A 14,477-nucleotide genomic window follows, 5' to 3' on the forward strand; every position below is an offset into this window, starting at 1 on the left:
CACGTCGATGTCTACAAAGTCATGGTGAACTACGCGGCATCGGCCAAGAGGGTCCGGACGATCGGATGATTCCGGTCGGTCAGGCCGTCAATGACGTTGAAATGGTGGCGACCGGGTTCTTCGATCGTGCAGGTTTGCGCGCCGAGCCCGGTCCAGATGTTGGCAAGCAGGGCGTTCTGGCGGACGAATTCCGGGCGCTCCGCGCTGCCCACCCAGCAGGTCACGCGGGCACCGGGCAAAGGCTGCAGGAGCGCGGGGCTTTCGGTTTGGGCTTCGGCGTCGTCGATCCGCAGCTCGGCATTCATCGCGGTCTTCAACATCGGGCGAAGGTCATGGACGCCCGAGATCGAGACGGTATTGCGGATGCGCGCGCGGGCGGGCTCCGACAGCGGCGAAGTCGCCGAAATCATGCGCGTGACCAGGTGTCCGCCTGCGGAGTGGCCTGTCAGGAAAATCGGGCCTTCCACCATCGAGGCCGCCTGCGTGATCGCGGCGGCAATTTCGCGCGTAATGTCGGCAACGCGAACGGCGGGGCATAGTGTGTAGGAAGGCATCGCCACCGCATAGCCGCTTTCGACGGAGCCGCGCGCGAGGTGCGACCAAAAACTCTTGTCGAGGGCGCGCCAGAACCCGCCATGAACGAAAACGACCAGGCCCTTGGGCTGGCCCTCGGGGCGGAACAGATCGAAGCGGTTTCGCGGCCGCTCGCCATAGCCGACATCAAGCGTCGTGCGGCCACTCCCCCCTAGTTCATCGCGATAGGTCTGGGCGGGTTGCACCCAGGCCGCCGGCCAGCGTTCGCCACCGGGGATGTTGGGGCCATTGGCGTAGGCGTCGTTCCAGTCGGAAATCTGATGAAAGATCATGCGGGTCGGTTTCCGTTTGGTCTTGAGTAGCCGGCGCAGGCGCCTACGATCAGGATTCAGTTGGGTGATATCTACTCACATCGGCCGCCAGCAGGACAAGTCCAAAAGTATTTTAGACATATAACTTATGGGCTTGAAACAATTCGCCGCCATGCGAGTATCCGCCGCCTGCGAACGAGGCCAATGATGACCGATTTCACGCGAACGCGATCCCTGTTCCATATGCCGGATGGCGTCATCTATCTCGACGGCAACTCGCTCGGTCCCCTCCCCGTTGCGGCGACCGATCGCGTCCGCAGCATGATGTCCGAGCAATGGGGGAAACAGCTTATCAGGGGCTGGAACAGCGCCGGCTGGATGGCTCAGCCGCGCCGCATCGGAGATCGCGTCGGCCGGCTGATCGGCGCGCCTGAAGGCACCGTGGTGATCGGCGACACCCTGTCGATCAAAGTCTATCAAGCGCTTGCCTCAGCGCTCGAACTCAATTCCAGCAAGCGTGTGATCCTGTCGGACAACGGCAACTTTCCAACCGACCTCTACATGGCCGAAGGTCTGCTCAGATCGCTCGACCGGGGATATCAGCTCAAGATTGTTGCCCCCGAGGAAGTCGAAGACGCCATCGACGCAACGATTGCGGTGCTGATGCTGACCGAGGTCGACTATCGCACCGGCCGCCTTCACGACATGAAGGCCTTGACGCAGAAAGCGCACGCCGCCGGCGCATTGACGGTTTGGGACCTCGCCCACTCCGCGGGAGCCATCCCGGTCGACGTGTCAGACGCCAAAGCCGATTTCGCGGTCGGCTGCACCTACAAATATCTCAATGGCGGTCCCGGCGCGCCGGCCTTCATCTATGTCGCACCTGACCATGCCGACATGGCGCGGCCGGCACTTTCCGGATGGATGGGGCATCAGGCGCCGTTTGCCTTCGATCTTGATTACCGGGCCGGCGCCGGCATCGAACGGATGCGGGTTGGAACGCCTCCCGTCATTGCGATGGCCGCGCTCGACGCAGCGCTCGATGTCTGGGAGGGCGTCAGCATGAACGAGGTCCGCAAGGCGTCGATCGCGCTGGCCGATCTGTTCATCCGCGAAGTCGAAGCCCGCTGTCCGGAGTTGACGCTGGCCTCGCCGCGGGACGGCAACAAGCGCGGCAGCCAGGTGTCGTTTCGCCACGCCAACGGCTACGCGATCATGCAGGCGCTGATCGCGCGCGGCGTGATCGGCGATTTTCGCGCCCCCGACGCGATCCGCTTCGGGTTTACACCGCTCTACATCGGCGAGGCCGAGGTTCGCGCGGCGGTCGATGCGATCGAGGACGTCGTGAACAATCGCCGCTGGGATGCCGCGGAGTATCGCAAAATGGCTGTCGTGACATGACCGAAAAACCCTTGACCGAAAAACCTTTGGACCCCTCCCGCGAGGGAGCCCAGATGTCGTTCGACGGGCGGATGTCCTACAGTGATTACCTGCATCTGGAACGCGTATTGGACGCGCAGGAACCGCTTTCGGATGCGCATGACGAACTTCTGTTCATCATACAGCATCAGACCTCCGAACTCTGGATGAAGCTGGCGATCCACGAAATCCGCTCCGCCATCAAGGCCATCCACAACGACAAGCTCCAACCCGCGTTCAAGATGCTGTCGCGCATCGCCCGAATCTTCGAGCAGCTCACGGGCGCCTGGGATGTTTTGCGGACGATGACGCCGAGCGAGTACACCGAATTTCGCGACCAGCTCGGCCAATCGTCAGGCTTCCAGTCGTACCAGTACCGGGCGATCGAATTCCTCGCCGGCAACCGCAATGTTGCAATGCTTGGCCCTCATGCCCACCGCGGCGACATCGTCGCGAAGCTGGAGGAGATTCTGAGCCAGCCCGGTCTCTACGACGAAGCCCTGCTTCTGCTCGCGCGCAACGGCTTCGACATCGGCGAAGATGCGCATCGAACGGATTGGCGCCTGACGCGGACCGCAAATGACAAGGTGCTGGATGCCTGGAAGACCGTCTACGCATCTCCCGAGAAATACTGGATGCTGTACGAGCTGGCCGAAAAACTGGTCGATTTCGAAGACTATTTTCGCCGCTGGCGCTTCAACCACGTCACCACGGTCGAGCGCATTATCGGCCTGAAGCGCGGAACCGGCGGTACGTCGGGCGTTTCCTATTTGCGCAAGATGCTCGAGGTCGAACTCTTTCCGGAGCTTTGGAAAGTAAGAACGGAGCTTTAGGCCCTAGCCGAGCTTCGGATGCGTCATGAATTCCTCGATGATCTCCGCTGGCGGCTTGACGAATTCCCCCGCGCGACTGACGCCGAGGCCGGTGAGACGGCGAAGTTTTACCGCCATTTCAGCCATCTTCACCACGATCGGTATGCCGTTGATGACGGGCGCGCCGTCGATCGCGTGATTGCGGAGCGCAGCAAACAGCAGCATCGGGATGCCGCCGCCCGGGATCAGCACTTCGACACCCTTGGCCACCAGCGGCCGCGCCTGTTCGGCGAACAGCTCTTCGACCTCACGCGCCAGCGCTTCCGATTCATAGGCCTTCAAGATCTGCCCCGGCTCGAACGTCATGGCGTGGGTGCCCGCAACGCGGCGCTCCAGCCCGTATTTAGTGATCTGGTGATGGAACCAGGGAATGTAGCGGGGATTGATCGTGATGATGCCGCTGCGTTGGCCGAGCTGGCAGCCGTGGAGCATCGACGATTCGCCGAGCGCCAGAACCGGAATATCGACCACCGAGCGGGCTTCGTATAAACCCGCATCCTGGAAGTGGCCGATCACGAAGGCATCGTACCCCTCGCGTTCAGCCCGCACCGCATTGCAGATCACTTCGCGCGCACAACGGAATTCGACGATGGCGTGGGCATAGGAATCGTGCGGCGTAATGCCTTTGATGTCGATCGTGGTGCCGGGCTCGACGACGTCATCGAGATGTTTGCGCAAACGATCCCAATAGGTCTTGCCGTTCTCGTAGTCGACGTAGCTCTGATACCAGATGCGGATCGGCTTCATGGCAGGCGTCTCCTTCCGCGCGCGTCCCTAGGGACGGCGCGGCGTTTGATGAATGCGGCGCGATCGTCGGGGCCGTGGCTCAGGCCAGCAGTTTCCACTGCCCCTTCTCGAGCGTGACGATGACGCGAGCGCGTTCGTCGACACCGGAATTGTCGTTCTGGGTATAGTTGTAGACGCCATGCGAGCCCACCACGTCCTTGGTGCGGTAGAGCTCATCGCGCAACGCCGACCGGAAGGCGGCCGTGCCGGGCGGTGTCGACGCGAGCGCGCGCTTGGCCGCGGCGGCGAAAACCAGCCAGCCGTCGAAGGAGTAGGCCGAGAACGCGTCGGTCGAGGCCACGTTGTTGGCCTTGAGGTGAGCGGCGCGGAATTCCAGACCGACTTTCTTCACCGGATTGCTGTCGGGCAATTGTTCGGCGACGATCACCGGCCCGGTTGGCGCCAGAACGCCTTCGACCGCCGCGCCGCCGACCCGGATGAAATCGGGGTTGATCAGGGCATGCGTGCCGTAGATCGGGCCGCGAAAACCGCGCTCGCGCAGCGCCAAAAACGGCAGCGCCCCCGGCGTTCCCGAACCGCCGGTCATGACGGCATCGGGCTGGGCGGCCATGATCTTGAGCGTTTGTGCGGTCACCGTGGTATCGGGACGCGCATAGCGCTCGTCTGTCAGGATCTTGATGCCAATGGGCGCGGCCGTCTTGGACAGCGCGTTGAAGACGAGATCGCCCCAGGCGTCGCTGAAGCCGATATAGCCGAGGCTCTTGATGCCGGCTTTTTGCATTTGCGCGACCACCGCCGCGACCATCAGCGGTGGCGGTTGCGGAATCGAAATCGCCCAGAATCCCCCGTCACCCTTGCCCGCCGTCGGCGGAAGCGGCGAGATGGAAACGAACGGCACCTTCTGCTCGCCGGCGACCGCCGCCATCGCGACCGATCCCGGCAGGCCCGACGTCCCGATCAACAGGTCGACCTTTTCTTCTTCGACTAGCTTGCGGGCATTGCGCGTGGAAGCCGATGGATCGCCGCCATCGTCCATCTGGACCAGCCTGATCTTATGGCCTTCGATCGTGTCGAGGTAAGCCATGGCAGCGGCAATTCCCCTCGAATAGGGAATGCCGATGGAGGCGCCCGGTCCGGTCTGACCGGTAACGAAACCAACGGAGATGGGAGCGGACTGCGCCCGAAGGATCGCGGGAGCCGCGACGAAACCGGAGAGTGCTGCACCGCCGACGAGAACGTTTCGGCGCGAAATCATCTGTCTGCTCATCGTCGCTACCTCCTGTTGGGCCGCCGGTCAGTCGACGGGGGCCGGGCTACTGAAGAAGTGGGAGACCGGAGCGATGGCAGGCCGACGGCGGCATGGCCGCCGGTTCGTCCCCGCGTCGTGGCTTGATTTACTGTTCACAGCCGCGCCATCCGCCATTCCGGACAAAAATTGTTTTAGACATAAAATATAAAAGCGTGCAGTATGGCCCCAGTCAAGAGGCAATTCACATGATCAACTTACCGATTAAAGTTGCAATTCATGCCTTATGGCCGAAGGCCGAGGGTGTCGCCGATCTGGCTCGACAGGATCGTGCTGGCCTGATCGTAGAGACCGGTCATCACATGGAGGATCGAGGTCGCCTGCTGCAGTGCGTCCTGGGTGCCCGACATGCTGCCGACCAGACGCACCAGGGTGTCGCGCCGGTGCTGCAGATAAGCGTCGACGATGGCACGGCCGGGCTCGGTGGGCACGTAAGTGGTGTTGCGGCGCGAGGCGCCATTGCTCGCTTTCTCGATAAAGCCCAGCGAAAGCAGCTTCTTCAGCCCATATTGCAGATTGGCAAGATCATCGCGGTGCAGAAGCCGCGCCACATCGCTCAGGCCCTTCGGCGTGCCATTGAGATGAAGCACATGCAGGATCGAGGCCTCCGTACCGCCCAGCGCGTTCGTTGGCATGGCGCCCAGACAGTCGCGCCGCCAGCGCGCGAACGCCGAACCGAAATGCCAGGCGGCATATTCGAACGCGTTCACGGTCTGCTCGATCGGCGAAACTTCGGCGGCCGGCTCCGAGACTACTGCCGTTATTTGTGCCGAAACTGCTTGTTTTTTGGCCACAGAATGCCTCCTCAAATATCAATTTCAAACAGCAATTTAATGTATTAACCTGACTAATCAAGGTGCTGGATCGCATGACGACTGAAATCGCCATCATTCTGCTGCTCGATGGGATCGCCAATGGAGCGATCTACCTGCTGGCGGGCCTCGGCCTCGTGCTGATCTTTTCGGTCACCCGCGTCGTGTTCGTGCCGTTCGGCGATATCACGGCGTTCTGCGTACTCTCGATCGCCGCGTTCGAACTTGGCCGGGTGCCAGGCACGATCTGGGTGGTCGCGATCCTGGCCATTATCGCAACCATTGTCGATGCGGCCGGTCATTACCGATCAGGCGAACACGCGCGGATCCCGCGTTCGTTTTTCATGTATGGCCTGCTGCCGCTTATTCCCTGCGCGCTGGCCTGGGTCGCCGCATCGTACGCCCTGCCCCAGGCGGTGCAGATCATCCTTGCGCTGGTGCTCGTGCTGCCGATCGCCCCGCTGCTCGACCGCATCGCGTTCCGGCCCGCCGCCGATGCTTCCGTGCTGGTTCTGCTCATCATCGCGCTGGCGGTTCATTTCGCGATCAGCGGACTGGGCCTGATGGCCTTTGGCGCCGAAGGATTCCGCATTCGTCCCTTGGTCAATGGCATCTACAGCTTCGGCGGCGTCATCGTATCGGCGCAGGTCCTGCTGATGCTGGTCACCGCCGCCCTGCTCAGCCTGCTGTTCTTCCTGTTCTTCGAGCGCTCGATGTCGGGCCGGGCGCTGCGCGCGACCGCGGTCAACCGCATCGGCGCCCGGCTCGTCGGTATCCGGCCGGCACGCACCGGCACGATCGCCTATTTCATTGCCTCGCTGCTCGCCGGCGTCTCCGCCATCCTGATCGGTCCGACCACGACGATCTATTACGATTCCGGTTTCATGATCGGGCTGAAAGCCTTTATCGGCGCCATCATCGGCGGCTTCACCAGCTATCCGATCGCAGCGCTCGGCGCCGTGTTCGTCGGCATCATGGAAAGCTTCGCCTCGTTCTGGAGCAGTTCCTACAAGGAAGTGATCGTGTTCGGCCTCTTGATCCCGGTGCTGCTCTGGCAGTCCTGGAAGTCGGCCGGGCATGCCGATGAGGAAGGCGAGGAAATGGAAATGCCCGACGCGATCGCGTTGAGCGCGCCGCTTCGCATCGGCCTGATCAGCGCCGCCGTCATCGCCCTGCTGATCGCACCTGCACTGCTCGGCAGCTTCGCCATTACGCTTCTCAACTATATCGGCATCTCCGCGCTGGTCGCGCTCGGGCTGGTGTTGCTGACCGGCATCGGCGGCATGACGTCTTTCGGGCAAGCCGCCTTTGTTGGTATCGCCGCCTATGCGACGGCCTGGGCGACCGTGACCCTCGATTTGTCGCCGTGGGTCGGATTGCTGCTGGCGCTGGCAATGACCGGGCTTGCGGCGCTGGCGATCGGCGCGCTGACGCTGCGGCTCGGCGGGCACTTCCTCTCGCTCAGCACGATCGCGTGGGGGATCTCGATCTATTTCCTGTTCGGCAATGTCCCAGGCCTCGGGCAGAATACCGGCATGGCCGGCATCCCGCCGATCACCATCGCCTCGGTCCCATTGATTTCCTCGCAAACGATTTTCTATCTGATCTGGCTGATGGTCGGGCTCGCGATGCTGGCGAGCGCCAATCTGCTCAATTCCCGCGAGGGCCGTGCGATCAGAAGCCTGCGTGGCGGCGGCATTCTGCTGGCGAGTCTCGGCGTCAACATCTTTCGAATTCGCCTTGTTACCTTCGTGATCGCGGCCCTGCTCGCCGGATTGGCCGGCTGGCTCTATGCGCACATGAACCGGTTCATCAGCCCCGCCCCCTTCGACGTCAAGCCCGGCATCGAATACCTGCTGATGGCGATGGCGGGCGGTGCCGGCCATATCGCGGGCGCCGTCGCCGGCTCCGCTTTGATCACGCTGCTCAAGAACTGGTTGCAGGATGTGCTGCCGCTGGTGACGAAGAACCCGGCGCAATTCGAGATCATCGCTTTCAGCGTTCTCCTTGTCCTGCTGCTGCAGAATGCCCGCGGCGGACTCATCGCGTTCATCGCCAAGCGCCTGCCCAAGGGCACGCGCCCGGCGCCCGCGGCCGCCGAGGCGATGCCGCGCCGCGCGCTGCCGGAAAATGGCACGCTGATTTTGAACGTCGAAAACGCCGTGAGGACCTTCGGTGGACTGACCGCCGTCAACAAAGTGAGTTTTGATCTCAAGGCCGGCGAGATCCTGGGCCTGATCGGTCCGAACGGCGCCGGCAAGAGCACGATGTTCAACCTCTTGACCGGCGCCTTGCAGGCCAATGCCGGCCGGATCAGTTTTCTGGGCGAGGACATCACATACCGTCCACAGATGGAAATCGCGCGCATGGGCATCGCGCGCACGTTTCAGCACGTGAAGCTGCGGCCGAACATGAGCCTGATCGACAACGTCGCGCTCGGCGCCTATGCGCGCACCGCGACCGGTTTCCTGAAGAGCGCGCTTCGTCTCGATCGCGCCGAAGAGCGGCGGACGCTGCACGAGACCCAGCGGCAATTGCAGCGCGTCGGCCTCGGCGACAAATCTTACGAACTCGCCGGCAACCTTCCGCTCGGCGGACAGCGCATCCTCGAAGTTGCCCGCGCGCTGGCGGCCGATCCCGTGCTGGTGGTGCTGGATGAGCCGGCCGCAGGCTTGCGGCCGCCCGAGAAGGAAGCGCTTGCCAAGGTCTTGCGCCAGATTCGCGATGAAGGCGTCACGATCCTGATCGTCGAGCACGACATGGATTTCGTCATGGGCCTGGTCGACCGGCTGGTGGTCATGGAGTTCGGCTGCAAACTGGTCGAGGGAAATCCGGCAGCGGTCCGCGCCGATCCGAAGGTGCAGGAAGCCTATCTCGGAGGCGTATTATGAGCGCGATGCTCGAAATATCAGATCTTCATGTGGCTTACGGCAAGGTCGAAGCCGTACGCGGCGTTTCGCTATCGCTGCAGAGAGGCCAGATCGTCACGGTGATCGGGCCGAACGGCGCGGGCAAGACCACCCTGCTTGCGGCCACCATCGGCCTTTTGCCATCGCGCGGCCGGCTTATCTTCGAAGGCCAGGATTTGTTGAAGCTCGACGTCGAGGCGCGTGTCGAGCACGGCTTCTGCCTGGTGCCGGAGACGCGGGAGCTGTTCGGAGAGTTGACGGTCTACGACAATCTCGTGCTCGGGGCCTACCCGCGCCGTTCGGATCGCGCCTTCGTCGCCCGCGCGCTTGAGGAGACGTATGGACGCTTTCCACGCCTTGCCGAACGTCGTTCCCAGCGCGCCGACACGCTTTCCGGTGGCGAACGCCAGATGCTCGCGCTTGGCCGCGCGCTGATGTCGGCGCCGCGGCTCCTGATGCTCGACGAGCCCAGCCTCGGCCTCGCGCCGCTGATCGTGCGTGACATCCTGCGCATCGTCGCTGGCCTGCGCGATGCCGGAGTCTCGATCCTGCTGGTTGAGCAGAATGCGAAGGCGGCGCTTGAAATCGCCGACTACGGCTATGTGCTGGAAACCGGCGAAATCGTGCTCGACGGTGAAGCCGCTAGCCTGCTCGGCGATGCCCGCGTGCAGGCAACTTATCTGGGCGGAGGGCATTGACCGCCATGGCAAACCGCATTGCAAGTTACGACGGGGTCGCCGTCGCGGTACCCGTCAGCGTGCCCTATGAGCGCTTCTCCATCCGCGGCGCGCACTGGTTCATCGCCCGCGCGCTGAAGGCCCTGGTTGATGGCGCCGGGATTTCCAAGGATGAAATCGACGGCCTGTGCGTGGGGAGCTTCACGCTGGCGCCCGACAGCGCCGTCGGCCTGACCCAGCATCTCGGCCTTTCGCCGCGCTGGCTCGATCACGTGCCGATGGGCGGCGCATCCGGCATTGTCAGCCTCCGCCGCGCCGCGCGCGCCGTCCAGGCGGGTGACGCCGAGATCGTTGCCTGCATTGCCGGCGACACCAACCACGTCGACAGCTTCCGGCTCAGCACGGCGACCTTCAGCATGTTTGCGCAGGACGCGGTCTATCCCTATGGCGCCGGTGGGCCCAATACCAGTTTCGCCTTCCTCACCGCCTATTACATGCGCACCTATGGCGCGAAGCCTGAGGATTTCGGCAAGCTCTGCGTCGCGCAGCGTTCCAACGCGTTGCAATTCCCCCATGCGCTGTTCAAGAAGCCTTTGACCCTGGACGAGTATCTTAACGCCCGACCGGTGGCCGACCCGCTTCGGCTGTTCGATTGCGTGATGCCTTGCGCCGGCGCCGAAGCCTTTCTTGTCATGAGCGAAGACCGGGCCCGGCGCCTCGGATTGCCGCACGCGCGGCTGCGAGGTGCCATCGAGCGGCACAACGCATTCCCTGATGATCCCGTGCAACACCGGGGCGGCTGGGCAATGGACCGCGACCGCCTGTACGAAAGCGCAGGCATCGGGCCTGAAGACATCGACCTGCTCGAGGCCTATGACGATTATCCGGTCATCTGCGTGTTGCAGATCGAGGATCTCGGCTTCTGCGGCAAGGGCGAAGGGCCGGACTTCATTCGTCGCCACACATTCGAAGCGAACGGCAGCTTTCCCTTCAACACATCGGGTGGACAATTATCTGTCGGCCAGGCCGGTGCCGCCGGCGGCACGCTCGGAATCGTCGAAGCGCTCCGGCAGGTCACGGGACAGTCGCTTGGCGCGCGGGTCGAGAACGCCCGTCATGCGCTGGTCTCCGGATTCGGCATGATCAACTTCGACCGGGGACTATGCACCGGCGCCGCCATTCTCGCCGCAACATGATTGGGACTTGATGATGAGTGAAACAATCAAACGGCCCAAGCGCAAGAACCCGATCCTGAAGACGCGCGCGCCGACACTGCCGCCGGACCGCCGCAGCCGCATTGCGCTCGGCCTCGTTCGCGGCGCAGCACTTGGTAACCTCGAACTGCAATGCTGCGCGGCCTGCGGCGCCGTGCAATATCCGCCGCGCGAGGCCTGCGTTCGCTGTCTGTCGGCCGAACTCGAATGGACCGTGATGAGCGGACGGGGCGAACTCGTCAGTGAGACCACGTTGCATCATTCCCAGGAACTGTTCTTTCGCGAGCGCATGCCCTGGCGACTTGGACTGGTCCGCCTGGCCGAAGGCGTCAGCCTCGTCGTCCACCTCGACGCGCGCTGTGGCCCGGCGCCGTCTCCGGTCATAGTGGAGGCGGTGCTCGACCGCGCCGGCCAGGCCGCACTCGTCGCCAAGCCGGATGGTGGCAATACCGCCCTCGCCGACGAGCCGAAGCTGCGCAATTTCACGTCGGATCCGAGATTCCGCAAAGTGCTGGTCACCGACGCCAAATCGGCGGTCGGCCAGGCTGTCGTGAAAGCGGTGCTGGAGGCCGGCGCCGATCTCGTCTGGGCCGGCCATTGCGAACCCTGGAAGAACCCGCCAGGCTGGCCGGCGATCGCCGAGCTACCCAAGGTGACGCTGGTCCCGCTCGATGTCACCGACACCAAGTCGGTCAATGAGCTTGCCGCCGAACTCGGCTTCAAGGTCGACATCGTGATCAACACATCAGAACATCATCGCACATTTGGCATTTTCGGCCGTGCCGGCGTCGAAACCGCGCGGGCGGAGATGGAGACCAATTGCTTCGGCCTGTTGCGGCTGGCCCAGGCGTTCGGTCCGGTGATGCAGTCGCGTGGCGCCGATGGCGAAACAAGCGCGGTGGCCTGGGTCAATCTGCTGTCGATCTATGCGCTGTCCAATTTTCCGCAGCACGCGACCTATTCGGCGTCGATGGCCGCGGCCCTTTCGGTCGCGCAGGCGCTTCGCGCCGAAATGCGCGTCGCCGGCATCAGGGTCATCAACATCTTTCCGGGACCGATCGACGACGAATGGAATCAGCTGCTGCTGCCGCCGAAATTGGCGCCATCGGCGGTCGCCCGTGCCATCGTCGGCGCGCTCAAAGGATCGGTCGAGGACGTCTATCCCGGCGATATCGCGCAGGACTGGCTCGCCCGTTTCCGCGACAATCCCAAGGCACTGGAACGGGAGCTTGGCCGATGAAACCGCACGATCCAGCGCCCGGCCCTGAAATCCTGGCGGGCTTCACCGCAGCGCTCGCGACCGGCGCGATCCGCATCATCGATCTGACGCAGACGTTGGGTCCGGATTTTCCGAGCATCGTGATGCCGCCGGAAATAGGCCAGAGCCGCGCCTTCCGCATGGAAGAGATTTCGCGTTACGACGAACGCGGCGGCGCCTGGTACTGGAACAATTTGTCCTTTGGCGAACATACCGGCACGCATTTCGACGCCCCGATCCACTGGGTCTCGGGCCGCGACCTTCCCAACAGCTCCACCGATACGATCCCGGTTGCCGATTTCATCGCGCCCGCCGTGGTCATCGACTGCTCGAAGGAATCCGCACAGGATGCCGACTTCCTGCTGACGCCGGATTTCATCAAGGCCTGGGAAGCCGTGCACGGCAAAATCCCGCCGCGATGCTGGGTGCTGATGCGCACCGACTGGTCGAAGAAGACCGATCCGGCGGCCTATCAGAATTTCGACGACGTCGGGCAGCACACACCCGGTCCCGATCCTGACGCCGTGCGTTTCCTGCTCAATGAGCGCGACGTGCTCGGCTTCGGCACCGAAACCATCGGCACCGATGCGGGCCAGGCGGCGCATTTCCTGCCTCCCTATCCGTGCCACTACTACATGCACGGTGCCGGACGCTATGGCCTGCAATGCCTGACCAATCTCGACCTGCTGCCACCGACCGGCAGCTCGCTGATCGCGCCGCCGCTGAAGATCCAACAGGGCAGCGGCAGCCCATTGCGCGTGCTGGCGCTGGTGCCTTCAAATCATGCGGGAGCGCCCCGCTCGTGAGCCTCCATGCGCCCGGCATGATTCCGCTGCCGCCGGAAGACCGGACGCTGCCGCGCATGCTCGAGATTCAGGCCGGAAGCCACGGCGACCGGACCTTGGTCTCGTGCGCAACTGATTCATGGACGTTCCGCGAGGCGCGCGACATCGCGGCCGGCCGTGCCGCGACGTTGCGCGCTGCCGGCGTTTCGGCCGGCGACCGGGTCGCGATCCTCTGCTCCAATCGCCTCGAAATGCTGGAGATCGTTTTGGGGTGTGGCTGGATCGGCGCCATCGCTGTCCCGATCAACACCGCCGCGATGGGACCGCAGATCGGTTACTACCTGTCGAATAGCGGTGCACGGCTGTTCGCGATCGAGGCGCAATTCGTCGAACGCCTGGCCCATGTCCCCGAAGGCATGGCCTCACTTGGTTCGATCTGGGTGATCGGCGCCGATGCCCCGCCCAAGGGTGCAGCGCCGTTGATGGAAGCCATGCCGCCACGCGCAGCCCCGATTTCGGCAGCGCCCGTCAGCCCCGGCGACACGCTCGCGATCATCTATACCAGCGGCACCACCGGTCCATCCAAGGGCGTGATGTGCCCGCATGCACAATATTATTGGTGGGGCATCCACTCCGGCCGCATTTTTGGCCTGACGGCAGACGACGTGCTTTGCACGACCCTGCCGCTGTTCCATATCAATGCCCTCAATACTTTCGCGCAGGCGCTTCTCAGCGGCGCGCACATGGTCCTCGAACCGCGTTTCTCGGCCTCCGGTTTCTGGCCGGCCATGATCCGCAACGAAGCAACGGTGATCTATCTGCTCGGCGCCATGGTGCCGATCCTGCTGGCGGGTGAACCGCGAGCGGACGAACGCGGGCACAAAGTCCGCACCGCGCTCGGACCAGGGGTTCCGGCTAATCTCGGCGCGACATTCGCTGCGCGCACTGGCGTTACGCTGCTCGAAGGTTACGGCTCGACCGAAACCAATTTCGTCATCGGCGCATCGCCGGAAACGCAGAAGCCGGGAACCATGGGCCGTATCATCGATGGTTTTCAGGCCCGCGTCGTCGATATCAGCGACGTTGAATTGCCGGATGGCGAGGCCGGTGAGCTGGTGCTGCGCGCCGACGAGCCGTTTGCGTTCGCGAGCGGCTATTTCGGCATGGCCGAGAAGACCGTGGAAGCCTGGCGGAATCTCTGGTTCCATACCGGCGATCGGGTTATCCGTGACGAGAACGGCTATTTCCGCTTCGTGGACCGGCTCAAGGACGCGATCCGCCGCCGCGGCGAGAACATCTCGTCCTATGAGGTCGAGCAGGTGCTGCTGGCTCACCCTGACATCGAGATGACGGCCGTCTTTCCCGTGCGCTCGGAACTTGCCGAGGATGAAGTGATGGCCGCGATCGTGGTGCGGCCGGGAGCGGCGATCCCGCCCGTCGAACTGATGCAATTCTGCGCCCTGCGTCTGCCCTATTTCGCGGTTCCTCGCTTCATCGATTTTGTCGCGGACCTGCCACGGACGGAGAACGGCAAAATCCGGAAATACGAGTTGCGCGAGCGCGGCGTGACCGCGTCGACCTGGGATCGCGAAGCGGCCGGCTACCGGCTGAAGCGGGGTGCCGTGTAATGGAT

At 63.4% G+C, this 14,477-nt stretch carries 12 protein-coding genes; 8 read left to right on the forward strand and 4 right to left on the reverse strand.

Features of this window, described 5'->3' with window-relative positions:
• Positions 1 to 29: 29 nt before the first annotated feature.
• Positions 30 to 866, reverse strand: a complete 837-nt coding sequence (locus JQ600_RS12360; protein ID WP_212489932.1) for an alpha/beta hydrolase — start codon at positions 864 to 866, stop codon at positions 30 to 32.
• Positions 867 to 1,052: 186 nt separating this feature from the next.
• Here JQ600_RS12360 and kynU point away from each other — a divergent pair, with 186 nt between their 5' ends.
• Positions 1,053 to 2,246, forward strand: coding sequence for a kynureninase (kynU, locus tag JQ600_RS12365; RefSeq protein WP_212389007.1), 1,194 nt, complete (start codon positions 1,053 to 1,055; stop codon positions 2,244 to 2,246).
• Entirely contained in the window at positions 2,243 to 3,097 is an 855-nt protein-coding gene (kynA, locus tag JQ600_RS12370; RefSeq protein WP_249135848.1) for a tryptophan 2,3-dioxygenase, read from the forward strand. The genes kynU and kynA overlap by 4 nt, the downstream gene beginning before the upstream one ends.
• 3 nt (positions 3,098 to 3,100) lie before the next feature.
• On the opposite strand, the gene JQ600_RS12375 is transcribed toward kynA, so the two are convergent.
• From JQ600_RS12375 to JQ600_RS12385, 3 genes are all read right to left on the reverse strand, one after another.
• Complete coding sequence (locus tag JQ600_RS12375; RefSeq protein WP_249133271.1) at positions 3,101 to 3,883, reverse strand: aspartate/glutamate racemase family protein; 783 nt, start codon at positions 3,881 to 3,883, stop codon at positions 3,101 to 3,103.
• 79 nt (positions 3,884 to 3,962) lie between these two features.
• Positions 3,963 to 5,150 (reverse strand): ABC transporter substrate-binding protein, encoded by a 1,188-nt coding sequence (locus tag JQ600_RS12380; protein WP_249135849.1) that lies wholly within the window; start codon positions 5,148 to 5,150, stop codon positions 3,963 to 3,965.
• A gap of 263 nt (positions 5,151 to 5,413) precedes the next feature.
• A complete protein-coding gene (locus tag JQ600_RS12385; protein ID WP_212389008.1) occupies positions 5,414 to 5,983 on the reverse strand; it encodes a winged helix DNA-binding protein in 570 nt (189 codons plus the stop codon).
• Between the two features lie 74 nt (positions 5,984 to 6,057).
• Between JQ600_RS12385 and JQ600_RS37380 the strand changes: the two genes are divergently transcribed.
• From JQ600_RS37380 to JQ600_RS12420, 6 genes are read left to right on the forward strand one after another with little or no spacing between them, the layout of a single operon-like run.
• A complete protein-coding gene (locus JQ600_RS37380) occupies positions 6,058 to 8,892 on the forward strand; it encodes an ABC transporter permease subunit (RefSeq protein WP_312010975.1) in 2,835 nt (944 codons plus the stop codon).
• Entirely contained in the window at positions 8,889 to 9,608 is a 720-nt protein-coding gene (locus JQ600_RS12400; protein ID WP_212263691.1) for an ABC transporter ATP-binding protein, read from the forward strand. The genes JQ600_RS37380 and JQ600_RS12400 overlap by 4 nt, the downstream gene beginning before the upstream one ends.
• A 5-nt stretch (positions 9,609 to 9,613) precedes the next feature.
• Positions 9,614 to 10,783, forward strand: coding sequence for a thiolase family protein (locus tag JQ600_RS12405; protein ID WP_212389009.1), 1,170 nt, complete (start codon positions 9,614 to 9,616; stop codon positions 10,781 to 10,783).
• Between the two features lie 13 nt (positions 10,784 to 10,796).
• Positions 10,797 to 12,041 (forward strand): SDR family NAD(P)-dependent oxidoreductase, encoded by a 1,245-nt coding sequence (locus JQ600_RS12410; protein ID WP_212389010.1) that lies wholly within the window; start codon positions 10,797 to 10,799, stop codon positions 12,039 to 12,041.
• A complete protein-coding gene (locus JQ600_RS12415; RefSeq protein WP_212389011.1) occupies positions 12,038 to 12,865 on the forward strand; it encodes a cyclase family protein in 828 nt (275 codons plus the stop codon). The genes JQ600_RS12410 and JQ600_RS12415 overlap by 4 nt, the downstream gene beginning before the upstream one ends.
• Positions 12,862 to 14,472 carry an ATP-dependent acyl-CoA ligase gene (locus tag JQ600_RS12420; RefSeq protein ID WP_212389012.1) on the forward strand — a complete coding sequence of 537 codons (1,611 nt, stop codon included), beginning with the start codon at positions 12,862 to 12,864 and terminating at the stop codon, positions 14,470 to 14,472. Before JQ600_RS12415 ends, JQ600_RS12420 begins: the two co-directional genes overlap by 4 nt.
• Positions 14,473 to 14,477 lie beyond the last annotated feature (5 nt).

The sequence above is a fragment of the Bradyrhizobium sp. AUGA SZCCT0176 genome (assembly GCF_018130145.1).
Classification (GTDB): domain Bacteria; phylum Pseudomonadota; class Alphaproteobacteria; order Rhizobiales; family Xanthobacteraceae; genus Bradyrhizobium.